At 52.5% G+C, this 22,448-nt stretch carries 18 protein-coding genes; 8 read left to right on the top strand and 10 right to left on the bottom strand.

Annotated features, from left to right (window positions below; translation table 11 throughout):
* Positions 1-5: 5 nt before the first annotated feature.
* Positions 6-554, top strand: coding sequence for a sugar transferase (locus DZE2538_RS03380; RefSeq protein WP_019846234.1), 549 nt, complete (start codon positions 6-8; stop codon positions 552-554).
* A gap of 81 nt (positions 555-635) precedes the next feature.
* Here DZE2538_RS03380 and DZE2538_RS03385 read toward each other — a convergent pair whose 3' ends face one another.
* From DZE2538_RS03385 to DZE2538_RS03405, 5 genes are read right to left on the bottom strand one after another with little or no spacing between them, the layout of a single operon-like run.
* A complete protein-coding gene (locus DZE2538_RS03385) occupies positions 636-1,958 on the bottom strand; it encodes an ABC transporter substrate-binding protein (protein ID WP_026358079.1) in 1,323 nt (440 codons plus the stop codon).
* The gene (locus DZE2538_RS03390) at positions 1,951-3,036 is read right to left on the bottom strand and encodes an ABC transporter ATP-binding protein (protein WP_080638944.1); all 1,086 of its coding nucleotides are present in this window, start codon (positions 3,034-3,036) and stop codon (positions 1,951-1,953) included. Before DZE2538_RS03390 ends, DZE2538_RS03385 begins: the two co-directional genes overlap by 8 nt.
* On the bottom strand, positions 3,036-3,857 hold the full coding sequence (locus DZE2538_RS03395; RefSeq protein WP_019846231.1) for a phosphodiesterase: 822 nt from the start codon (positions 3,855-3,857) through the stop codon (positions 3,036-3,038). Before DZE2538_RS03395 ends, DZE2538_RS03390 begins: the two co-directional genes overlap by 1 nt.
* A gap of 10 nt (positions 3,858-3,867) precedes the next feature.
* Positions 3,868-4,755 carry a carbohydrate ABC transporter permease gene (locus tag DZE2538_RS03400; protein WP_038915592.1) on the bottom strand — a complete coding sequence of 296 codons (888 nt, stop codon included), beginning with the start codon at positions 4,753-4,755 and terminating at the stop codon, positions 3,868-3,870.
* Positions 4,745-5,617 carry a carbohydrate ABC transporter permease gene (locus tag DZE2538_RS03405; protein WP_023638948.1) on the bottom strand — a complete coding sequence of 291 codons (873 nt, stop codon included), beginning with the start codon at positions 5,615-5,617 and terminating at the stop codon, positions 4,745-4,747. Before DZE2538_RS03405 ends, DZE2538_RS03400 begins: the two co-directional genes overlap by 11 nt.
* A 236-nt stretch (positions 5,618-5,853) precedes the next feature.
* On the opposite strand from DZE2538_RS03405, the gene DZE2538_RS03410 reads away from it, so the two are divergent.
* From DZE2538_RS03410 to DZE2538_RS03430, 4 genes are all read left to right on the top strand, one after another.
* Positions 5,854-6,282, top strand: a complete 429-nt coding sequence (locus tag DZE2538_RS03410) for a TOBE domain-containing protein (RefSeq protein ID WP_023638949.1) — start codon at positions 5,854-5,856, stop codon at positions 6,280-6,282.
* A 263-nt stretch (positions 6,283-6,545) separates the two neighbouring features.
* Positions 6,546-7,469, top strand: a complete 924-nt coding sequence (gene lpxP / locus DZE2538_RS03415; protein WP_413783127.1) for a kdo(2)-lipid IV(A) palmitoleoyltransferase — start codon at positions 6,546-6,548, stop codon at positions 7,467-7,469.
* Between the two features lie 858 nt (positions 7,470-8,327).
* Positions 8,328-9,695, top strand: a complete 1,368-nt coding sequence (locus tag DZE2538_RS03425) for an NCS2 family permease (RefSeq protein WP_016943696.1) — start codon at positions 8,328-8,330, stop codon at positions 9,693-9,695.
* 213 nt (positions 9,696-9,908) lie between these two features.
* Positions 9,909-11,555, top strand: coding sequence for a Na+/H+ antiporter (locus tag DZE2538_RS03430; protein ID WP_038913186.1), 1,647 nt, complete (start codon positions 9,909-9,911; stop codon positions 11,553-11,555).
* A gap of 53 nt (positions 11,556-11,608) precedes the next feature.
* Here the strand turns inward: DZE2538_RS03430 and actP are convergent, their stop codons facing one another.
* From actP to acs, 3 genes are all read right to left on the bottom strand, one after another.
* Positions 11,609-13,267 carry a cation/acetate symporter ActP gene (gene actP, locus DZE2538_RS03435; RefSeq protein WP_019846225.1) on the bottom strand — a complete coding sequence of 553 codons (1,659 nt, stop codon included), beginning with the start codon at positions 13,265-13,267 and terminating at the stop codon, positions 11,609-11,611.
* Entirely contained in the window at positions 13,264-13,575 is a 312-nt protein-coding gene (locus DZE2538_RS03440; RefSeq protein ID WP_023638952.1) for a DUF485 domain-containing protein, read from the bottom strand. The genes actP and DZE2538_RS03440 overlap by 4 nt, the downstream gene beginning before the upstream one ends.
* Before the next feature lie 143 nt (positions 13,576-13,718).
* A complete protein-coding gene (gene acs / locus DZE2538_RS03445; protein WP_038915596.1) occupies positions 13,719-15,680 on the bottom strand; it encodes an acetate--CoA ligase in 1,962 nt (653 codons plus the stop codon).
* Between the two features lie 753 nt (positions 15,681-16,433).
* Here acs and DZE2538_RS03450 point away from each other — a divergent pair.
* Together DZE2538_RS03450 and DZE2538_RS03455 are read left to right on the top strand one after the other, a co-directional pair.
* Positions 16,434-16,826: a hypothetical protein gene (locus DZE2538_RS03450; protein ID WP_019846222.1), complete on the top strand. Its 393-nt coding sequence runs from the start codon at positions 16,434-16,436 to the stop codon at positions 16,824-16,826.
* 618 nt (positions 16,827-17,444) lie between these two features.
* The gene (locus DZE2538_RS03455) at positions 17,445-18,455 is read left to right on the top strand and encodes an AI-2E family transporter (protein ID WP_012883424.1); all 1,011 of its coding nucleotides are present in this window, start codon (positions 17,445-17,447) and stop codon (positions 18,453-18,455) included.
* A gap of 137 nt (positions 18,456-18,592) precedes the next feature.
* Here DZE2538_RS03455 and DZE2538_RS03460 read toward each other — a convergent pair whose 3' ends face one another.
* Positions 18,593-20,119, bottom strand: coding sequence for an MFS transporter (locus DZE2538_RS03460; RefSeq protein ID WP_019846221.1), 1,527 nt, complete (start codon positions 20,117-20,119; stop codon positions 18,593-18,595).
* A gap of 463 nt (positions 20,120-20,582) precedes the next feature.
* Between DZE2538_RS03460 and DZE2538_RS03465 the strand changes: the two genes are divergently transcribed.
* Positions 20,583-20,804 (top strand): helix-turn-helix domain-containing protein, encoded by a 222-nt coding sequence (locus DZE2538_RS03465; protein ID WP_019846220.1) that lies wholly within the window; start codon positions 20,583-20,585, stop codon positions 20,802-20,804.
* A gap of 56 nt (positions 20,805-20,860) precedes the next feature.
* On the opposite strand, the gene DZE2538_RS03470 is transcribed toward DZE2538_RS03465, so the two are convergent.
* A complete protein-coding gene (locus DZE2538_RS03470) occupies positions 20,861-22,357 on the bottom strand; it encodes a mannitol dehydrogenase family protein (protein WP_023638954.1) in 1,497 nt (498 codons plus the stop codon).
* Between the last annotated feature and the right edge of the window lie 91 nt (positions 22,358-22,448).

A 22,448-nucleotide genomic window follows, 5' to 3' on the forward strand; every position in this document is an offset into this window, starting at 1 on the left:
TTATTATGCTGCGTGTTCTGGATATCTTACTGGCGTTGGTGGGATTGCTGTGTTTGTGGCCAGTGATGCTGATTGTTTATGTGCTGGGGTTATTTGATACGGGGTCGCCGGTTTTTATCCAGCAACGGGTTGGACGGCATCAGCGGCCATTTAATCTGATCAAGTTTCGCACCATGGCGGTAGCGACTGAGTCAGTGGCGACACATCTGGCCAGTCGTAGCTCGGTGACCCGTTTAGGCGCGTTTTTGCGTAAAACCAAGCTGGATGAATTGCCTCAGTTGATCAATGTGCTGAGAGGGGAAATGAGTCTGGTCGGGCCGCGCCCTTGTCTGTTCAATCAACAAGAACTGATTGCCGAACGTCAGTCGCGTGGCGTCTTTGATGTGTTGCCGGGCATAACCGGGCTGGCACAGGTGAATGCTATCGACATGTCCACACCGCAAAAACTGGCCGAGTGGGATCAGAAGATGATTCAGACCCTGTCGGTGAAGCACTACTTTACCTATCTGGTACAAACGGTAGTCGGTAAAGGCTCCGGCGATCGGGTGCGCTGATACCCCTGATAAAAAACGATGCCGGTCAGACCGGCATCGTAAGTGCAATATCATCAGTACAACATCATGTACGTTGAGGGATTACTTTATTGGGGCTAACGCGGTCTGATCAACGTAAGGCTTCATGATGGTGTCAGCTTCCTGCTGGGCGGCTTTGGCGGCCGCCTCCGGCGTCACCTTCTCATCATTCACCACAGCAGCCAGCTGGTTTTCCATCGCTTTGCGCACCGCCACTGTTTCATAGGTGGAGTACCACGGGTGCGCGTATTTCAACTGCTCCAGCGCCGTAGCAGCACGGGGATCTTGCTGCAGATACGCTTTCATTTCTGGCGTGTCGTACGCCGCTTTGCGCGGTGAGAAATAACCGGTAAAGCGACTCCAGGCACCATTAACCTGTGGGCTGACCAGATAGCTCAGGAATTGGTAAGCCGCTTTTTTCTGCTCATCAGAGATACCTTTGAAGCTGACTAGACTGGCACCGCCGATCGGCACGGCTCGTTGCTCTTTGGCAGGTAACATGGCGACACCCAGCTCAAAGTCTTTGGTGTTTTCACGCATGAACCCCAGTGCGCCGGTGCTCAGCAGCGTCATACCCAGCTTGCCGGAGAAGAAGGCGGCACTGATCTGTTTAGAATCCAGCACGCCGGATGGCATCACTTTATCTTTGTAGATCAGGTTCTGCCAAAAACGCAGGGCACCGATCGTGGTCGGGCTGTTGTAATAGACTTCGCCCGGATAATTTTCGTTGAAGTAGTTACCGCCGTTGGCGCGCACCAGCGAAGAGAAAATCCAGCCGCCGTAGTCGTCATTGGTTGAAGGCAGCATGATACCCCACTGGCCTTTGCTCTGGTCGGTCAGCTTTTTCGCGTCGGCCAGCAGTTCCTGCCAGGTCTGCGGCGGTTGTGCTATCCCGGCTTTTTCAAACAGGTTTTTGTTGTAGTAGAGAATCGGGGTGGAATTGTGGAACGGGATGGCGTAGGTCACACCCATCACCTGGGCGTTTTTGTGCATGGCGGGCCAGAATTCGTTGGTTAAAAACGTACCGGCTTGTTCATTGCCGTATTTGAACAGCTCGTCCATCGGCAGGATTTCATTTTTCAGCGCCAGGTCGGTCGTGAAGTTGGCGGACATAATCACCAATGCCGGAGGCTGACCGGCTTTTTGCGCCGCTTCCGCTTTCATTTTGGTGGTGTCGTAGTTACCGGTGAAAATTCCCCGCACTTCGACATCCTGCTGGGAATTGTTGAATTCTTTGATGATGCGCGTCATTTCCATCGTCAGTTTGCCGTCCACCGGGGCGGGAAACATGAAATCGATGTTCTGTTTGGCCAGCGCAGACGCGCTAAAGGCCAGCGAAATGCTGAGAGTGAGCGCCTGTAACCGCTGTTTCAGGGGCTTATGCATGGGTGATCTCCTGGTATATATTCTGCTGTGTTTCAGCATGAAAAAGATGAACATCAAAAGGTGAAAAGCCGAGGTTGACGGTGTCGCCGACCATCGGGATATCGCCGCGATTTTTGCGGCTGTAGCGTAGTTCGCCGATTGGCGTGCTGATGTGCAGCAGATAGTCTGCGCCCATCAATTCTCGTTGCGTCACGGTGCCGGACACGTGATGCGTATGTTGTTCTGCCTCTGGCGTATCGGTGAGGTGTTCCGGGCGAATACCGAAAAAAACCTCCTGAAGATGTGCCGCGTGGGGTGGCAGAGGGAGTGTTCTTTCACTGACCTGTACCACGCCGCCGCTGCAAGGCAGGGTGATAATGTTCATGGCCGGTGAGCCGATGAAACTGGCGACAAACAGGTTGGTCGGGAAAGCGTACAGTTGTTCCGGGGTGCCGACCTGCTGGACCTCACCGTTGTTCATGACCACGATGCGATCCGCCATCGACATGGCTTCTATCTGGTCGTGGGTGACGTAAACGGTGCTGGTCTTGAGTTGCTGATGCAGCGCCATAATACCGTCGCGTACTTCGGTGCGCAGTCGGGCATCCAGGTTGGACAGTGGTTCATCCATCAAGAACAGTTTTGGGTCACGTACGATGGCGCGTGCCATCGCCACCCGCTGGCGCTGACCACCAGACAGCTTGCCCGGTTTGCGATCCAACAGTGTGTCCAGTTGCAGCAAGTGTGCCACTTTTTCCAGCCGGGGCTGCCAGCTTGCTTTCGGCTCATGGCGAATCTGCATACCGAAGGTGATGTTTTCTTTCACCGTCAGGTGGGGAAATAACGCGTAGTTCTGAAAGATCATCGCGAAGTTCCGCTCACGCGGTGACTGGGCGGTAATGTTATCGCCATCCAGCCAAATTTCGCCGTCGCTCACCGTTTCCAGCCCGGCCAGTAAGCGTAGCAGGGTACTTTTACCACAGCCGGACGGCCCGACCAGCACCAGAAATTCGCCATCGGCGATCTCCAGTGAAAGGGAGCTCAGTGCCGGTTTATCGTCAAATTGTTTGCTGACGTTGTGCAGTCGTAACATGGCCATTAACGTGCATCCACCGGGCAACTGATTTTTTCGTCGTACAACCATGGACCGGCATAATGCGACAGTGGGTGCAGGTAGCTGACCCACTGCTGATTAATCTGACGGTGCATCAGGCAGGCTGGCGGGGACATGTCGTAATAAGGGCGAGTATCTTCGTGGTAGTAGGGCACCTGATGAACCGTACCCGGCACGGTGGCAATGATGGCCTGACGGTACTGCGTCATGATCAGGCAATGATTGTGACCGCAGAAAATGCGCACCAGCGACGGAAAACGCTCCACCAGTTCCAGCAGGCGGTGCCCGTTTTCGCAGGCGATACGGTCCATTTGGGCGGAGCCGAGAGCCAGCGGCGGGTGATGCATAAAGACGGCGGTAGGTTTGTTATCACATGCCAGTTGTGCTTCCAGCCAGGACAGAGTCTCTTCCGTCAGCCAGCCTTTGGATGTCCCTGCACGGCTGGAGTCGATAAACAGCAACCGCGTGGCGAAATCATCAATCGCGTAACGCATATTTTGTGGATCGTTACCCAACTGGGGGCACAGTGGCTGCAAATACTCCAGAAAATGCGTTTTGTCGTCGTGGTTGCCGGGAATAATGTACAAGGGGTAGTTGAGGCTACCTAAAATCTGGCGGGCGACCTGGTATTCCGACGCAAGGCCGCAGTTGACGATATCGCCGCTGACCACAACCGCATCTGGGCGTTCGGTGAGCGCGTTCAGTTGTGACACCACATCGGCGTTACCGGCATTGATATCGATAAAACCGTACAGTTTTTGCCCTGAGCTGCGAAAATGAGTATCAGAAATTTGTGCTAACAGCATGAAAAACCCCTTATTTTATTCCTGAGAAACCAAAACTTCTCAGGAACTGTTTTTGGAAAGCAATAAACGCCAGCATTAACGGCAGGCATACCATCAGCGTACCGGCGCTGATCATTCCCCACTGACCGCCAGACTCCGCACCCATCGCAAATGACACTAACCCGACGGTCAGCACCTGCTTGTCCGGGTCGTTGAGCATCATCAGTGGCCACAGATACTCGTTCCAGTGATAGGTAATGCTGACGGTGGCAAACGCCAGAATGGAGGGCCAGGACATCGGCAGCAGTACGCGAAACAGCACCTGCCACCAACGACATCCCTCCATCAGCGCAGCCTCTTCAATCTCTTTGGGAATGGACAGGAACGCCTGGCGTATCAGAAACACGCCGAATGCTGAAGTGAAATAGGGCATCATCACGCCGGTTAACGTATTGAGCAGACCGAATGCCTTCAGCGTCATCATGTTCGGTACCATCATCACGACCGGCATGATCATCAACTGCACCAGAAACAGCAGAAACAGTGTCTGTTTGCCGCGAAACTCGTGGCAGGCGAACACGTAACCCGCCGTGGTGATGGTCAGTAACTGGACGAAAAAGGTGCCGAAGGTAAAGAAAATCGTGTTGGCATAGAGGCTTATCCAGTCAGCGCTTTGCCAGGCATCGCGGAAGTTATCCAGCGTTAATGGCCAGCGCGGTAACAGTGAGGCCATACCGGTGCCAAAGGTAGTGGCGCTAAAAGCGGATGACAGCATCCAGATAAACGGGCTGACCCAAAGCAGCGCGGCACAGATCATCAGTAGACTCAGGGTGGCGCGTCTTGACTGGCGCCAGCGCAGCCAGGTCGGTAACGGGGCTCGTGTCGAGCAGACGACAGCGGGGGAAATATCAACGCTCATAATGTGCCCCTTTCTCGAGAACTTTCAGGTTAATCAGCGAGAAGACGAACAGACCGGCCAGCGTCAGAAAGGTCGCGGCGGAGGCTTTGCCGAGGTCGTGGGTGTCCCAGGCTAAATTCTGGATGTAATACAACAGCACGGTAGTGGCGTTATCCGGTCCACCGTGGGTCATGACCGCTACGTGGTCAATCTGGGTGATGGAGTAAATCAGCGCCGTGGTAATGACGAAGCTCAACGTTGGGCGCAGCAGCGGCAGTGTGACGCGGAAAAACACCTGTGTCGGCGTAGCGCCTTCCATGACGGCAGCTTCACGGGTAGACGGCGGGATGCTTTGCAGACCGGCCAAAAAGAACAGCATGTAATAGCCAGCGAATTTCCACACACCAATCAGCGCGAGTGCCAGCAGAGCACTATTGCTACGGCCCAGATAATTGTTGTTCATCGGACCGAACAATTTGGCCAGGTAATAGTCCAGCAAGCCGATACCGGGCATGAAGATAAACAGCCACAGCGCGGCGGCACTGACCATCGGAATGATCATCGGAAAGAAGAAGGCGGTGCGTAGCCAGCGATTGACCGCGTGGTTCTCCCATAACGCTACGGCTAACATCAGCGCCAGTACCACGCCGGGGATGACTGTCAACAGGATGTAGAGCAGATTATTGAACACGGCACGCCAGAAAACGGTGTCATCCAATAGGCGAATCACATTTCCCAGACCGACAAATGGGGCATTGGCGCTGGCCATACGGGTATCGAACAGGCTGTCATAAACGGAACGAAACAGCGGAAAATAGGTAAACAGCAGTAGGAACAGTAAAGAAGGCGACAGAATCACCCAGGGGAGCCATTTTTTTTGCATGGTGATAGTTTTCGCATGTTGATGGTTAATGCCAGTCAACGAATTTCGGTAAAAACGGAACACATATGCTGTGCGGGGAATACTGCAAGGGCATGGCAGGTCGGTGACGATTTGGTGACGGTAGTTTCCAGAAAATAAAACCAACGTGGATGGCTTGTGCTGAAGAGGGAAAAAGCGTTTGATGGAGGCGCTTCATCCTATTTAGCGGTTATTCATTGATTCATCCAGGAGGGGATATGTCCGTTTCTGCTCGAAACCAATTAAGCGGCACGGTGGCCAGTGTCACCGAGGGGGCTGTTAACAGTGAAGTGGTGCTAACGCTGGAAAGCGGAGAAACACTCACCACGGTTATCACCCGCAATAGTGTGGCGACACTCGGGCTGGTGCCAGGTAAACCGGCGCTGGCGTTGATTAAAGCACCATGGGTGATTCTGGCATCGGCAGACTGTGGCCTGAATTTCTCAGCCCGTAACCAGTTTAGCGGCACGGTTAATCGTATTGTCGACGGTGCAGTGAATGCGACGGTGCATATCACCACCACCAAAGGATTAAAACTGACCGCCAGCGTAACCAATGACAGTGTGCAGGAGATGGGGTTATACGCAGGTTCTGCCGTGATTGCGTTGGTTAAGGCTTCGAGTGTGATTCTGGCAACCCGCGCCTGACAAACGGTTCGTTGCTGCTCACAATCTTTACACTCGAATCTCTCCTTTCCAGGGCCGATTTCGGGTAATCTGGGTAACCTCGTAGTGGCAGAGAAGCATGGGGTTTATTAGCGCGTTCTCTGCTGCCTGTTTTTCCTCTTTTTCACATTGACCGTTTTTCACATTAACTGTGTTTTCCTTCGTGCTGTCTGGATACTGAGAATAGCAGTCGTACATGGTTGGTTTGTTAAAACTGGCTGGTATGACTTTCAAGAAGATATTCGATAATGACTCAACAAACCTTTACCAAGGACTTGTTCCACCCTCGCTACTGGCTGCTGTGGTTTGGCCTTGCGGTGTTATTTTTGCTGGTACAACTGCCCTATCCGCTACTGATGCGGCTGGGAAACTGGCTGGGACGCACCTCCCGCCATTTTCTCAAACGACGTGTGAACATTGCGCGTCGTAATCTGGAGCTGTGCTTTCCCGAGATGTCGGCATCCCAGCGTGACGCGCTGCTGGAGGCGAATTTTGCATCGTTGGGGATGGCGCTGATGGAAACCGGTATGGCCTGGTTCTGGTCGGATCGGCGAGTCAAAGCCTGGTTCGAGGTATCTGGTTTTGAAAACCTTCAGCAGGCGGGGCGTGAGCAACGTGGTGTGATGGTGATAGGCATTCACTTTATGTCGCTGGAGTTAGGCGGCCGTGCGATGGGCCTCTGCCAGCCGATGATGGCGATGTACCGCCGCCATAACAATAAAGTGATGGAACTGGTGCAGACTTGGGGACGTTCCCGTTCTAATAAAGCGATGATTGATCGAAAAGATTTGCGTGGCATGGTGCAGGCGCTGAAAAGCGGCGAAGCGGTATGGTTTGCGCCAGATCAGGACTATGGCCCCAAAGGTAGCGTATTCGCACCGTTCTTTGCGGTGGATCAGGCGGCGACAACCTGCGGTACCTTCACCATTCATCGGTTAGCCAAGCCAGCGATGATCACCACCGTGTTGATTCGCAAACCAAACCATCAGGGGTACCAGTTGGTGATTGAGCCGGAGCTGGAAGACTACCCGAGTGAAGATCAACAGCAGGCCGCGCAATACATGAACCGGGTAATAGAGCGGGAAATTCTGCGCGCACCGGAACAATACCTATGGCTGCATCGCCGTTTCAAAACGCGTCCGTGCGGCGAGGCGTCGTTGTACCGATAACATGCGGTATAAACACACAAGCGCTACCAGTATAAGAACAAGAGATAAAAAAGTGGCAGCTCCAGGGCTGCCACAATTCAAGAAGGAGAGAATGATTTGATGATTAACGGAACAGCGCGTAAGGACGGACACCGCGGTAGGTTTTGCCCAGCGCTTTTAGTAGTTGAGTGATTTGACGGACAAGACTCATGGTGTTTTCCCCCTACGCATAAAAGAATTACTGGTTGAACGTACCGAAGTGGATGTTGAAGTTTTCAAACATGGCGATAATTTTGTGCAGCAGTTTCATTGTCGTATTCCTCTGTGTGATTCATTATTTATGTGATGTTGTTCACGGTTTTAAAGATATACCCAGCTCGGGCAGTGGTCAACTTTTTTGTGAACTCCATCACAAAAAAATAAACGTACAGTCTGCTCTTCCTGAACCATGGTTTTATTTTCTTTCATACTCAATGTATTGCTATGTGAACGATGTCAGCAGGTTGCCCGATAGGTAGCTGTGTCGGCGCTGTATTGCGCGGGGTTGGTGCCATTTTTAGTGCAACCATGATGCGTATGCAGGGAATAGCAGTTGAAATGGATGTCCCGAAGGCAGGATAATCTGCCGCCTCAACAACAACTGGCAGGATTCAGCCGCTCTGTAACGCAATGGTTAATCGTTTGCGTGTCAGACTGGCAGGGGAAAGCGGCAGGTTTACAGCGTCTGGCAAGGACGTTGATTCACGCCGTTTTTCGAATGTTGACCAGATGCCGGCCACCGTGCGGTGATAACTCGCCCGCGTAATAACCCGGCGTTTGATAGCCAGTCGTTTGATAACCAATAGCATTTGATAACAACGACATTTCAGGGGATACACCATGTCCAATACCACTCGTCAGGCTGACGATGCGGCTCGTCCCGCAGGCGCGCTTGATGCCTTTTTCAAGATTACACAGCGCGGCAGCAGCGTTCGTCAGGAAGTGCTGGCGGGTCTGACCACGTTTCTGGCGATGGTTTACTCGGTCATCGTCGTACCCGGCATGCTGGGCAAAGCAGGCTTTCCGCCTGCGGCTGTGTTTGTCGCCACCTGTCTTGTGGCGGGGTTCGGTTCTCTGCTGATGGGGTTGTGGGCCAACCTGCCGATGGCGATTGGCTGCGCTATCTCGCTGACGGCGTTTACTGCCTTTAGTCTGGTGCTAGGGCAGCATATCAGTGTGCCGGTAGCACTGGGTGCGATCTTCATGATGGGCGTGCTGTTTACAGTGATTTCTGCGACCGGCATCCGTTCCTGGATCCTGCGCAATCTGCCCATGGGCGTGGCGCACGGTGCGGGTATCGGTATCGGGTTGTTCTTGCTGATCATTGCGGCGAACGGCATCGGTCTGGTTATTAAAAACCCGATCGATGGTTTACCGGTGGCATTGGGGCATTTCACCGCGTTCCCGGTGATAATGTCACTGATCGGTCTGGCTGCGACTATCGGTCTTGAAAAACGCCGCGTACCGGGTGGAATCCTGCTGGTGATCGTCGCTATTTCGGTCATCGGTCTGATTTTTGATCCGAATGTAAAATACCAAGGGCTGTTTGCGTTGCCGAGCCTGACGGATGCCAATGGTCAGTCGCTGATTTTCAGCCTCGACATCAAAGGCGCGTTGCAGCCGGTGGTGCTGCCGAGTGTGCTGGCGCTGGTGATGACGGCGGTATTTGACGCTACGGGCACCATCCGCGCGGTGGCCGGTCAGGCTAACCTGCTGGATAAAGACGGACAGATTATCAATGGTGGTCGCGCGTTGACCGCAGACTCCATCAGCAGCATTTTCTCCAGTCTGGTGGGAACCTCTCCGGCGGCGGTTTACATTGAGTCGGCGGCGGGTACTGCCGCAGGCGGTAAAACCGGTTTGACCGCGACGGTAGTTGGCGTGTTGTTCCTGCTGATCCTGTTCCTGTCGCCGTTGTCCTATCTGGTACCGGCTTATGCAACCGCACCAGCGCTGATGTATGTCGGCCTGCTGATGCTGAGCAATGTGTCCAAACTGGATTTCAACGACTTTGTCGATGCGATGTCCGGTCTGGTGTGTGCGGTATTCATCGTACTGACCTGTAACATTGTGACCGGGATTATGCTGGGCTTTGGCTCACTGGTGCTGGGCCGTTTGTTCTCCGGCGAATGGCGCAAGCTGAATGTCGGCACGGTGATTATCGCTGCGGCGTTGGTGGCCTTTTACGCTGGCGGCTGGGCGCTGTAAACCCGTTTTACCGTATCTGGCACTACGCGAAGGGGAACATGGGTTCCCCTTTTTTATCCTGTAATGCCAATGTGATGATTTTTTGTCATCGTTTTCTGTTCATCACACAATATATTGTTATTATTCATAAAGATCACCCATTGGCGAGCACAGTCCGCCCTGATGGTAGCTAACCGGAGTCCTTTCATGTAACGGCAATTAACCAAGGAACACATGGAAATATTTTTCACCATTCTGATCATGACGTTGGTCGTGTCGCTTTCCGGCGTGATGACACGCATCCTGCCTTTCCAGATACCACTGCCATTAATGCAGATTGCGCTTGGCGCCATGTTGGCGTGGCCGCAGTTCGGCTTGCATGTCGACTTTAATCCAGAACTGTTCATGGTGTTGTTTATCCCGCCGTTGCTGTTTGCTGACGGCTGGAAAACCTCGACCCGTGAGTTCCTGCATCATATGCGCGAAATTCTGGGCATGGCGCTGGTGCTGGTGGTGATTACCGTAGTGGGTATCGGTTACCTGTTGCATTGGATGATCCCAGAAATGCCGCTGGTCGCCGCGTTTGCGCTGGCTGCCGTGTTGTCTCCCACCGATGCGGTCGCGTTGTCCGGTATCGTCGGTGAAGACCGGATCCCTAAAAAGCTGATGGGGATCCTGCAAGGGGAGGCGCTCATGAATGACGCCTCTGCGCTGGTGTCGCTCAAGTTTGCCGTGGCGATTGCCATGGGCACCATGGTGTTTACCGTGTCCGGCGCGACGCTGGCGTTCTTGCAGGTAGCGCTAGGGGGGCTGTTGGCCGGGATCGGCATCACCTGGGTGTACAGCAAATCCCTGTCGCTGCTCGGCCATCAAAACGATGATGATGCCGCTACTCAGATCGTATTGTTGCTGCTGCTGCCGTTTGCGGCTTACCTGATTGCTGAACATTTCGGTGTGTCGGGCATTTTGGCTGCGGTCGCGTCGGGTATGACGATCAGCCGAACGCAACTGCTGCGGCAGGCACCGCTCAACATGCGGTTGCGGGCTAACGGCGTTTGGAACATGCTGGAGTTTGTGTTCAACGGCATGGTGTTCCTGATGCTGGGGCTGCAACTGCCGGGCGTGATTGAAGAGTCGATTGTGCAGGCGGAACTGGACCCTACCATTGAAACCTGGCTGCTGTTTGCTGATATCGCGTTGATCTATTGCGCCTTGTTGTTGCTGCGTTTTGCCTGGTTGTGGCTGATGAAACTCTACAGCCGCTATGTGCAGCATAAACGCCCGATGCTGTTTGCCCGTTATACCGCGCGTGAAATCTGGATCAGTACCTTTGCCGGTGTGCGCGGAGCCATTACGCTGGCGGGTGTGCTGTCGATCCCGTTGTTTCTGAGTAGCGGTGAGCCGTTCCCATCCCGCTATCAACTGGTATTTATTGCTACCGGTGTGATCCTGTTTTCACTGTTGTGCGGTGTCGTGGCGCTACCGTTGCTACTGCGGGGGATTACCCTGACGGATCACAGCGTGCAGAAGAAAGAGGAACGTATGGCGCGGGTGACGATGGCGCAGGTCGCGATCGATTGCCTGAAGAAAATGCAGGAGCGTCTGGCGGCTGATAGGGAAGAGAATTTGGATGATCAGGTACTGGCGGAGGTCAGCGCTCGCGTCATCGGTATGCTACACCGGCGTGTGGCGGGCACCGATGAACTGGAAAACAATATGGCGGTTGAGAATCTGGAGCGGCGCTTTCGTCTGGCGGCGGTCAGTGCCGAGCGTGCTGAACTGTATCACCTGCGTGCTACGCAGCGTATCAGTAATGAAACGCTGCAAAAGATGCTGCGGGAACTGGATTTACTGGAAGCCATACTCAGTGAGAAGGTGTAAAAAAACCGGGGAGCAGGCCCCCCGGTTTGTTGTACGCTCGTTCTTGTCTCGCGTTAGTGAGATGAGCCTTTGGAGATACCAAGGCCGGTTTGTGAACGGATAAACTGCGCCTTGAATTTGCCGCGTTCTTCGACCGCATTAGCGGAGTTATCGGTAATGGAGAAAAACCAGATACCGATGAACGCCACCAGCATTGAGAACAGTGCCGGGTATTCATAGGGGTAGATTGGCGTCGCGTGACCGAGGATTTTCACCCAGATGGTCGGCCCCAGAATCATCAGAATGACTGCCGTCAACAGCCCAGCCCAACCGCCGATCATCGCTCCACGTGTGGTCAGCTTCGACCAGTACATCGACAGCAGGATAATCGGGAAGTTACAGCTGGCGGCAATCGAGAATGCCAGACCCACCATGAAGGCGATATTCTGGTTTTCGAACAGAATCCCCAGCAGGATGGCGACGATCCCTAACACCAGTACCGTCAGTTTGGATACTCTCAGCTCGTCACGCTCGGTGGCCTGACCTTTCTTGATAACATTCGAGTACAGGTCATGCGATACCGCAGATGCACCCGCCAGCGTCAGCCCAGCCACCACCGCCAGAATAGTGGCAAAGGCCACAGCGGAGATAAAGCCCAGGAAGAAGTTACCGCCGACCGCATTGGCCAGATGTATCGCCGCCATATTATTGCCGCCGATTAACGCGCCTGCTGCATCTTTGAATGCCGGATTGGAGCTCACCAGCAGAATCGCACCAAAGCCGATAATGAAGGTCAGGAAGTAGAAATACCCCATGAAACCGGTAGCAAAGAGTACGCTCTTACGTGCTTCTTTGGCATCGCTGACGGTGAAGAAACGCATCAGGATATGCGGCAGACCAGCCGTACCGAACATCAATCCCAACCCAAGAGACAGGGCAGAGACCGGGTCGGATACCAGGCCACCGGGTCTCATGATGGCGATGCCTTTCGCGTGAACCTTGGTAGCTTCGGTGAACAGGCTGTCAAAGCTGAAATTGACCGTTTTCAGTACCATGATTGCCATGAAGGTCGCGCCACACAGCAACAAGACCGCTTTGATAATTTGCACCCAGGTGGTCGCCAGCATGCCGCCAAACAGCACGTACATCACCATCAGAATGCCAACCAACACCACAGCGACATGGTAATTCAACCCGAACAGCAACTGAATGAGCTTACCGGCCCCCACCATCTGGGCTATCAGGTATAGCGCCACGACCACTAACGAACCACAGGCCGACAGGGTACGGATAGGTTTTTGCTGCAACCGGTAAGACGCCACGTCAGCGAAGGTGTAGCGACCAAGGTTACGCAGCCGCTCCGCTATCAGGAACAGAATGATCGGCCAGCCCACCAGAAAACCGAGCGAGTAGATAAGGCCGTCAAAACCGGAGGTGTATACCAGTGCGGAAATGCCGAGGAACGACGCCGCAGACATGTAGTCGCCCGCAATCGCCAGCCCGTTTTGAAAGCCGGTAATATTACCGCCCGCCGTATAGTAATCACTACGCGAACGGGTGCGCTTGGAGGCCCAGTAGGTGATATAGAGCGTTGCCGCCACAAATAACACAAACAGTACGATAGCCTGAATATTCAGCGGTTGTTTCTGGACGTTGCCGGAAACGGCATCCGCCGCGTGCGCCCATATCGGTAGCCCCAGAAGACCGGTCAGCAGGAAAATGCGGCTTTTCATTTTTGCACCTCATTTAGCAATGCTTTGGTCAGGCGGTCGAATTCACCATTAGCTCGGTAGACGTAAGTACCGGTAAGTACAAAAGAAATGATAATGAGCCCGATACCCAACGGGATGCCGCGGGTCGTCCCCGCTCCGGGAGAAATAGGCGTTCCCAGCCACCCCGGTGCAAAGGCGATCAACAGAATGAAACCGACGTACAACACCAGCATGATCAGCGAAAGAAAGGCGGCAAAACGTTGTCGTTTCTGAACCAGTTCTTTAAATAGCGGGTTATCTTCAATCCGTTGATAAATGAGATCATTCATCATAAATCTCCAGTCAGATAAGTCACGTCGCCTTGACAGACGACTGTTTTTTAGGTGCCACCACACACCAGAACAACATATTGTTACCAACAACATATTGTTACCTGGTGCGGGCGGCGCTGTTTTTATCTATCGGATAACGGTTAAGACGGTGTGTTGCCCATGGCTTGTTTTTCTTCCAGCAATTTCTCTACTACGCCAGGATCGGCGAGGGTAGAAATATCACCCAGATTGCTGGTATCCCCGGCTGCAATTTTGCGCAGAATACGGCGCATGATTTTGCCGGATCGGGTTTTCGGTAGTGCATCGGTCCAGTGCAGAATATCGGGCGTCGCAATCGGGCCGATCTCTTTTCTCACCCAGTTGCGCACCTCGGTGTACAACTCGCTGGTGGGTTCTTCGCCATGATTGAGCGTGATGTAGGCATAAATAGCCTGTCCCTTGAGACTGTGCGGTATGCCAACCACCGCGGCTTCGGCGATTTTCGGGTGTGACACCAGTGCAGACTCGATTTCTGCTGTCCCCAGACGGTGTCCAGATACGTTTAGTACGTCATCTACGCGGCCGGTTATCCAGTAATAACCGTCTTCATCACGGCGCGCGCCGTCACCGCTGAAATACATGCCTTTGAACGTAGAAAAGTAGGTCTGTTCAAAACGGTCATGGTCACCAAACAGCGTGCGAGCCTGACCTGGCCAGGAGTCGGTAATCACCAGATTGCCTTCGCAGGCACCGTCTTGCGGATTACCGGTGTTATCCACCAGGGCTGGTTGCACCCCGAAAAACGGCAACGTTGCGGAACCGGGTTTGGCTTCAATCGCGCCGGGCAGCGGGGTGATCATGAATCCCCCGGTCTCTGTCTGCCACCAGGTATCAACGATGGGGCAGCGGCTGTTACCAATTTTCTTGAAGTACCATTCCCAGGCTTCCGGGTTGATGGGTTCCCCCACTGAGCCCATGATTTTGAGCGACTGGCGTGAGGTGCCCTCGATAGCCTTGTCGCCGTCCGCCATCAATGCGCGAATAGCGGTGGGAGCGGTATACAGAATATTGACCTGATGTTTATCTACGACCTGGCCCATCCGGCTGGCGGTTGGCCAGTTAGGTACGCCTTCGAACATCAACGTGATGGCACCGCAGGCCAGCGGTCCGTACAACAAATAGCTGTGACCCGTGACCCAACCAACGTCCGCGGTACACCAATAGACATCGCCGGGATGGTAATCAAAGACATACTTAAAGGTTGTGGCAGCGTATACCAGATACCCCCCGGTAGTGTGCAGAACCCCTTTGGGTTTGCCGGTTGAACCGGAGGTATACAGGATAAACAAGGGGTCTTCGGCATTCATTTCTTCCGGTGGGCAGTCATCGCTCGCCTGAGCAACCAGCTCGTGCCACCATAGATCGCGGCCATCCTGCCAGTTACCGGGTTTGCCAGTGCGCTGGAAAACGATGACATTGCTCACAGTGGTCACGGCAGGATTACGCAGTGCTTCATCGATGTTCTTTTTCAGTGGAATCGAACGCCCGGCGCGGATCCCCTCATCGGCAGTGATCACCAGTTTGGCGCTGGAATCGACGATGCGCCCGGCGATCGATTCAGGGGAGAACCCTCCGAAGATAACCGAGTGCACAGCACCGATACGGGCACAAGCCAGCATCGCGACAGCCGCTTCCGGCACCATTGGCATATAAATGGCGACTACATCACCTTTGCGGATCCCTTTTGCTTTTAATACGTTAGCAAAACGGCATACCGCCTGATACAACTCGCGGTAGGTGACTTTCTTGCTTTCTTTTGCATCGTCACCTTCCCAGATGATCGCGGTTTGATCGCCTTGCGTGGCAAGATGGCGATCGAGACAGTTCGCTGCGACATTGAGCGTACCGTCTTCGAACCAGCGAATGCGAACATGGCCTGGGTCAAAAGAGGTGTTTTTGACCTGCTGATAAGGTTTGATCCAATCGACGATCTTGCCTTGTTCCCGCCAGAAAGAATCAGGATCTTGCACCGATTCCTGATACATCTTTTTATATTGTTCGGCGGTGATTAAGGCGTTCTCCGCAATCGCGGTAGGTATAGGGTGTTTATTATATTGGCTCATAGCGCTTCTCCTTAAACATTGTTAATATTATGTCAATCAATGGTTAATAATAGTGAGCCGTTAACATTTGTTTCTTTTTTGCGCGATGGATCACGCATTGCAGGAAAGGTTTCCAGATGTTTGCTTTTAAGAGTAGTCCCAGATCGAGAAGCGTGGGGAGCTGTTGTAGAAGTACGCTGTTTTATGCGATTCCGTTCACGTTTTTGCCGATTGTAGCGGCCCGTTTGGCTGGTAAAGGGAACGGTGAATGAAAATGACTATTCAATTGGCATTAACTATCATTAGCAAGAATTTGATCGGACGATATGATCAAACAGGCAAAAGATCGGCCTTATTTGAGCGATCGACCTCCAGCGAAAGCGGATATAGTGCTTACGATACCTAAAGAGGGCTCATTTAATGCCGCTGATGGGTTACGAAATTGTTTTTTTTGTAAGCAATTAGTAGCAATAGGTAGGCTGATTATTATGATAGGTAATTTCGACTTTCAGTCAGCCAGATGAAATGGGATATAATTTACCAAATTATAATATTTATATTGTTTGGACTGCGTAATCACGCAGGAAATTAAGTTATCACTCATAATGTCTTGTTCAGGTTGGTTGAATTCTAATTATATCAACGGTTTGATCATTGTGGTTGCCAGAGACATTTGCTGGCTGACTTTAAAAACTATCCCCGTACTCCCCTGCGCCGACATTCTCTGGTTGCTTCAGGAGGGATAGATTTCACATAGCAAGAAGCAGAGGACATATGAGTCTGATATTTGGGCAGAATGAAATCATGAACATGTTAAGTGCCCCTGTTCACAATGATAGACGAGCAATTGCGGTCATTGATGATAAATGCAAGATACTGTGTGCAAATTCCGCATTTAATGCGCATTTTGGTTTGCGTACCGGTACTGCAGCCCCTGCCTCTATTGATGAGGTCCTGCCGATTAACGTTCGGTTCGCTTACCAGGACTTCATGACTAACAATGAGTTACTGAGCACACATGTCGCCTGGGATTTGTTGTCTGATGGTTTCGCTAAAAAGCCGCTCAGTACGCTTTCGTTTTCCAAGTTGAATGTAGAAGACAGGGTTCTGTCGCTGTTAATCCTCAATCAAGATGACGGGGATATGACCACGACGATGGCGTCATAACGAGCCAGCGATTAGGGAAATGAATTTTGCACACTATCAATGTAATTTGTTGATATGATTTTTTATGCTTTTATACTGGCTGTTACTATTATATCGAGCGCGTTTTAATTCCCCACTTTCTGTCCCGCCTTTATATCGATACGTTTCGATAATCAATTTAGCAAGCAGACTAATAGAACATTCATATTTAAATACACTTTTTACATCAAATGTATCCTTTCTATTAATATGGACACATGAATTTTACTGGCAGGTTATTGCCAGAACAAAAAGAAATTGTTTGCGATGCTCCATCAATGCAATGGCTTGCTATCCGCAAGTGTGACATCTCACCGTTTTACTGCCTGATGATGACTCACACGTGTCAGACATCATTTTTCATTGTTACTGACGCTTCTCCCGAGATGATGCTGCCTATCTATACTGCAGGTGACCAAACTATACGGCAGGTGACCAAAAATGATGCTAATCCTACTGGTGTTTCGTGGTCAAAACGCTAAGAATGGTTACTGAAATATTATTTCAGGTCAGGGTATTGCCGCTTCTGGCGTAAGGTTTCCTCCTTGCTGACCGGTGTGGCGCTCCCTTCTGACGTCGCGGTAAGAAACAGGATGTCGTATGCAGTTGTTGAATTTGAAACAAGCCAGATTGTTGAGCTTCGCGTTTATCCTTGGGGGGTTGCTGCTCTTGATTGAGCTGCGACTGCTTGCCTGCTTTATCGCCGGTTTTCTGGTGTATGAAATCATTAATCTGCTGACACCGTATTTCCAGAAGGTGATCAGCGGTAAGCGTGCCCGTCTGGCTGTCGTGGCAGTGATCAGTACCTTAGTCGTCTGCCTGCTGAGCGTAATTTTCGGCTCGCTGGTTGGGCTGTTGATGCAGGAAATGAAAGATACCAGTGTGTTCAACGCTCGCATTGCTTTTATTCTCGAAGATGTACAAAAGCAGATCATGACCTATCTGCCGGGTTACCTACCGGTCAGTGTGGAAGAGTTGCAGCATGAGTTCGTGATGTGGCTACAAAAGCACGTGGAGATGCTGCAAAACATGGGGAAAGATTTCCTGCATGGCTTTGTCACCATGTTGATCGGCATGATCCTGGGGGCGATCATCTCTTTGTATAGCATTGAGCCGACGGTGGAGAAGCCTTTGCTGAAAACTGAGTTGATGCATCGGGTTGCGCTGTTGTCGTCCTCGTTTCGCAATATTGTGTTTGCGCAGGTGAAGATTTCGCTGGTGAACACGGTACTGTCTGCGTTGTTCATTTTGGGTCTGTTGCCCGGTTTCGGCATTCATCTGCCGTTTTCCAAGACACTGGTAGCGCTTACCTTCATTTTTGGTTTGCTGCCGGTTATCGGTAATCTGATTTCCAATTCCGTGGTGTTCATCGCGGCGTTATCGATCTCTTTGCCGATAGCACTGCTGGCACTGGTCTACCTGATGCTGATCCACAAACTGGAGTATTTCCTCAATGCGCAGATTGTCGGCACTCGCATCAAGGCGCATGCCTGGGAGATTTTGCTGGCGATGCTGGTGTTTGAGGCGGCATTCGGTATTTCCGGCGTGATTGCCGCCCCCATTTATTATGCCTACCTGAAAAGTGAATTGCGGGAAGCGGCGTTGATCTGATGTACTGTCTCGGGCATGGCAGCGTGGTATTCACCGATGCTGTCATGTGGAATCAGCCGACCAACTGACCAGCCGTATAAAAACGACAATGCCGCCCGAGGGCGGCATTGTGTTGACTGGCAATAGATTAGAATAACTTAGCGAGAAGAGGTTGCAATGACGGGCTCAGGCTCAGTCGGTTGCAGGCCGAGCGGGTTGTTACCCCAGCATTGCTCGTATTTCCAGCCGGTAAGCTCTTCAGCAACGGCGCGGGCTTCTGCCGGAACATCAGCAATGGCGCCACCTGCTTTGATACGTGCAATTTCCTGCAGCAGAATCATATGGTTCTTACGGTCCAGACGCATTTGAGCACTGAAGTAGATGGCTACTACCGCCAGTGCGATAACACCGAGTGAGAATACACCGATAATTGCCAGTACTGCACTTTCCGGTTGGGCGGCTTTGCCGGAGACAAATCCGAACTGACTCAGAATCCAGCCCATGGCGAAGACGATGACAGAGCGCACCATCTTGCCCGCGAATGTCATGGCACCGGCATAAATCCCTTCACGACGACGCCCTGTCAGCACTTCGTCTACATCCGCCAGGAAGGTGTAGACCGTCCACGGAATGTAGTAGATACCGCCAGTACTCAAACCGAAGACAGCGGTAATACCAAACAGAACGATCATGGTGGCTGTCTGAGACCAGCCAGTGAAATAGAGCGCGGCATACGCGATCACACTGACGATCACCACCATCAACGCCATACGGTACGGACGGCCAAAGCCCATCTTCACGCAAATACCGATAAAGAGGAAGGTGGAGATAAACTGCATGATGGAACTGAAGCTGTTGAGCTGGGAGACCACCGCGGTGCTTTGTTTCAGGCCGAACACGATGAAGTACGTGAACGCGGAAGCGAACAGCCATTCAGCACCAAAGCCGAACAGGTACATTCCAAGGTGTTTGCGGAAAATACGCAGGCGGAATGTGGAAGCCATATCGATGCTGAGTTTTTTCAGCGACTGCCACAGATTCTGAGTATGTTCGCGGGCCACTTCGTTTGGAGAACGTTCCCAGGATGTGAAGTAAAGGGCGATCATCGCCGCACACATGATGAAACCGTAGGCCAGACCGGTGTAGAAGAACGGTGTGGCGGAGTCTTTACCGTAGATCCCGATGAACTGGCCTGGGATGAACGCGGCCAGGAAATTGGCGACTTTACCGAAGATAGCCTTGGAGCCGGTCAGTTTAGAACGGGCTTTGAAGTCAGTGGTCATCTCGGTGGCGAGGGTTTCGTACGGCACCATGATGGAGGTGTAGATCAGCTCGAACAACACATAGGTCGACAGGTAATACCAGAAACCTAATCCTTCCCTCCACAGCATCGGGTAGACCAACACCAGCGGGATACCGAGCAGAATGAAGAAACGACGGCGACCGAACAGGCGTCCAATACGGGTATTGTAGAAGTTGTCGCTGATGTAACCCATGACCGGGTTACTGATGGCGTCGATGACGCTGGCCACGGAGAAAATGGCAGCGGCCTCAACCAGAGACAATCCACAAAAGGTGGTATAGAAGTACATTAACCAGGCACCACTAATGGCTAAGGCGCCACTGCCTAGTAGGTTCGCGCTGCCGTAGCAGAGCGTGTGTTTCAATGTGATGGGTTTACTCATAGTCAATTCGCCTAACAATATTAAAACATTATTTCATTTGAAATGAACTTATGTTCTTATCATTTGCCTGATTGCGACAAAAGTAAACTAGCCATCCCGCTCCTGACGGCTTTTAATAGGAATCTGTCATGGAGATCATGAAATAAGTTTTTTAATTTGATCATGGCTGCTGCCGGATAAAACGTAATGTCTTACCGGGAATGATTGTTTTTTTATCGTTATGCGATAAAAAGAGGTGTTGCTGCGTGTGGTGACATCAGCAGAAGTGATGAAACTATCGACACTATTTCGCCGTCTGGGCCAATAAAAAGCAAGTATAATTGTAAAAAATAGCGATTAATTGTGACCGCTATGTGATCTCACTTAGGCCTTGCATCCATGCGCCGCGCAAAGTGTGATTTATCTCACTGTGCCAGACAGTGTATTTTATCGGGTTATGGGTGAATCGTTGGTAAGGCGGGTTATGCCAATCGTTATCAGGCTGGATGTACTGCTGGCACAGAAAAAGATGAAGTCCCGCGAGCTGGCGAGGCTTATTGGTATTACGGAGCAAAACCTGTCATTGCTGAAATCCGGTAAGGTGAAGAGCATCCGGTTCGAGACGTTGCAGAAAATATGCGAAGCGCTGTCCTGCCAGCCTGGCGATGTGCTGGAGTCTCTGCCGGAGTGTTTACCTGAAAAATAAAGCCGTGCACTCCCTGCACGGCTCTGGTGACAGACTGACTCGTGACTAGCTGCTGACTAGTGGTTGAATAGCGCGGCGACGGTTGCTTTCGCGCCGTTATCACGTAACGACAGGTAGGCATTGGTCAGCTCGGCTACCCACGGCGCGTTGTTGGGCAAATCATCGCCAAACAAGGCACTGATGGCGAGCAGGCCGCGAACACGCGCTTCGTTGTCAGCGGTTGTGCTGACAACCTGCTGCAAGGTGGTGACCAGCGGGTCGCGGATATCGATCGTCTGACCCGCGTCGTCAACACCGCCGACATAACGCATCCAACCCGCCACGCCAAGCGTCAGCGCGCGGTGGTCGCTGCCATGCGCCAGATGCCAGCGCAGTGAAGCCAGCATACGTTGTGGCAGCTTCTGGCTACCATCCATCGCAATCTGCCAGGTGCGGTGTTTCAGCGCCGGGTTAGAAAAACGCTCAAGCAGTTGGTCGGCATACGCGGTCAGATCCACACCGGAAACCTGTAAGGTCGGTGCTTGTTCCTGCAACATCAGGTGGCGTACTGCCTGGCGATAGTGCGGATCGTCCATACCATCATTGATGTGCTCGTAACCCGCCAGATAACCGAGGTAAGCCAGGAAAGAGTGGCTACCGTTGAGCATACGCAGTTTCATCTCTTCAAACGGCAGTACGTCATCAACCAACTGTGCTCCCGCCAGTTCCCACTCGGGGCGACCGGCAACAAACTTGTCTTCCACCACCCACTGAATGAACGGCTCGCAGGCGATACCACATGGATCGGCAACCCCAATGGCATCGGCTATCTGGGTCAGGGTTTCCGGTGTAGCGGCCGGTACGATGCGGTCTACCATGGTGTTGGGGAAGGTCACGTGTTGGGCTATCCAGTCCGCCAACGAGGGATCCTGCAAACGGGCGGCATCCATAACAACCTGTCGGGTCACTTTACCGTTTTCCGGTACGTTGTCGCAGGATAGCACCGAGAAGGGCGCGATACCGCGCTCACGACGCAGGCGCAGCGCTTCGGCCAGTAAGCCGGGTACTGACGATGGCTGACGTGGGGTGGCCAGGTCTTGCTGAACCAGCGGGTTATTCTGATCCAGTTCGCCTTTGTTGCCTGCGCGACAGTAACCTTTTTCGGTGATGGTCAGCGAAACGATCGCGACGACAGGATCCGCCAGTTGTTCCAGAATGGCCGCAATCCCTTCGACACGGGCATGTAGCGACTTACAGACGGCGCCCACCACGATGGCCTGATTACCGTTGGCGGCTTTCTCCAGCACGGTAAACCGGTGATCCTGCCGACGCAGGGCAGAAATCAGGGAGTCGTCGCTAAATAGCACCACTTCGCAAATCCCCCAGTCGCCGCCCTGACGGTTGAGCACCCGATCGGTCAGCAGCGCCTGATGGGCACGATGAAAAGCGCCAAAGCCGATGTGTACGATGCGGGGTTTCAACGACTGACGGTCGTAGCGGGGTTGTTGAACGGCGGCGGGAAGCGCCGTATTGGACAGATTTTTTTCGTTGCCGGACAGACTGTTACTGGACATAGCTGGCGTCCTGAAAAGGGAAAAATTAACCGCCCAACCTTAGCGATCTTTCGGCTGGGCGGCAACTGTCATATCACGTGTTCTGAAGACT

The sequence above is a fragment of the Dickeya zeae NCPPB 2538 genome (assembly GCF_000406165.1).
Classification (GTDB): domain Bacteria; phylum Pseudomonadota; class Gammaproteobacteria; order Enterobacterales; family Enterobacteriaceae; genus Dickeya; species Dickeya zeae.

What these genes read in the sequence shown, in the direction of transcription:
- DZE2538_RS03385 (WP_026358079.1), bottom strand. Translation starts at nt 1,958, where the DNA reads ATGCATAAGCCCCTGAAACAGCGGTTACAGGCGCTCACTCTCAGCATT.
- DZE2538_RS03390 (WP_080638944.1), bottom strand. Translation starts at nt 3,036, where the DNA reads ATGGCCATGTTACGACTGCACAACGTCAGCAAACAATTTGACGATAAA.
- actP (WP_019846225.1), bottom strand. Translation starts at nt 13,267, where the DNA reads ATGAAAAGCCGCATTTTCCTGCTGACCGGTCTTCTGGGGCTACCGATA.
- DZE2538_RS03465 (WP_019846220.1), top strand. Translation starts at nt 20,583, where the DNA reads ATGCCAATCGTTATCAGGCTGGATGTACTGCTGGCACAGAAAAAGATG.
- DZE2538_RS03410 (WP_023638949.1), top strand. Translation starts at nt 5,854, where the DNA reads ATGTCCGTTTCTGCTCGAAACCAATTAAGCGGCACGGTGGCCAGTGTC.
- DZE2538_RS03450 (WP_019846222.1), top strand. Translation starts at nt 16,434, where the DNA reads ATGAGTCTGATATTTGGGCAGAATGAAATCATGAACATGTTAAGTGCC.
- DZE2538_RS03430 (WP_038913186.1), top strand. Translation starts at nt 9,909, where the DNA reads ATGGAAATATTTTTCACCATTCTGATCATGACGTTGGTCGTGTCGCTT.
- DZE2538_RS03380 (WP_019846234.1), top strand. Translation starts at nt 6, where the DNA reads ATGCTGCGTGTTCTGGATATCTTACTGGCGTTGGTGGGATTGCTGTGT.
- DZE2538_RS03405 (WP_023638948.1), bottom strand. Translation starts at nt 5,617, where the DNA reads ATGCAAAAAAAATGGCTCCCCTGGGTGATTCTGTCGCCTTCTTTACTG.
- DZE2538_RS03455 (WP_012883424.1), top strand. Translation starts at nt 17,445, where the DNA reads ATGCAGTTGTTGAATTTGAAACAAGCCAGATTGTTGAGCTTCGCGTTT.
- acs (WP_038915596.1), bottom strand. Translation starts at nt 15,680, where the DNA reads ATGAGCCAATATAATAAACACCCTATACCTACCGCGATTGCGGAGAAC.
- DZE2538_RS03400 (WP_038915592.1), bottom strand. Translation starts at nt 4,755, where the DNA reads ATGAGCGTTGATATTTCCCCCGCTGTCGTCTGCTCGACACGAGCCCCG.
- DZE2538_RS03425 (WP_016943696.1), top strand. Translation starts at nt 8,328, where the DNA reads ATGTCCAATACCACTCGTCAGGCTGACGATGCGGCTCGTCCCGCAGGC.
- DZE2538_RS03460 (WP_019846221.1), bottom strand. Translation starts at nt 20,119, where the DNA reads ATGAGTAAACCCATCACATTGAAACACACGCTCTGCTACGGCAGCGCG.
- DZE2538_RS03395 (WP_019846231.1), bottom strand. Translation starts at nt 3,857, where the DNA reads ATGCTGTTAGCACAAATTTCTGATACTCATTTTCGCAGCTCAGGGCAA.
- DZE2538_RS03440 (WP_023638952.1), bottom strand. Translation starts at nt 13,575, where the DNA reads ATGAATGATCTCATTTATCAACGGATTGAAGATAACCCGCTATTTAAA.
- DZE2538_RS03470 (WP_023638954.1), bottom strand. Translation starts at nt 22,357, where the DNA reads ATGTCCAGTAACAGTCTGTCCGGCAACGAAAAAAATCTGTCCAATACG.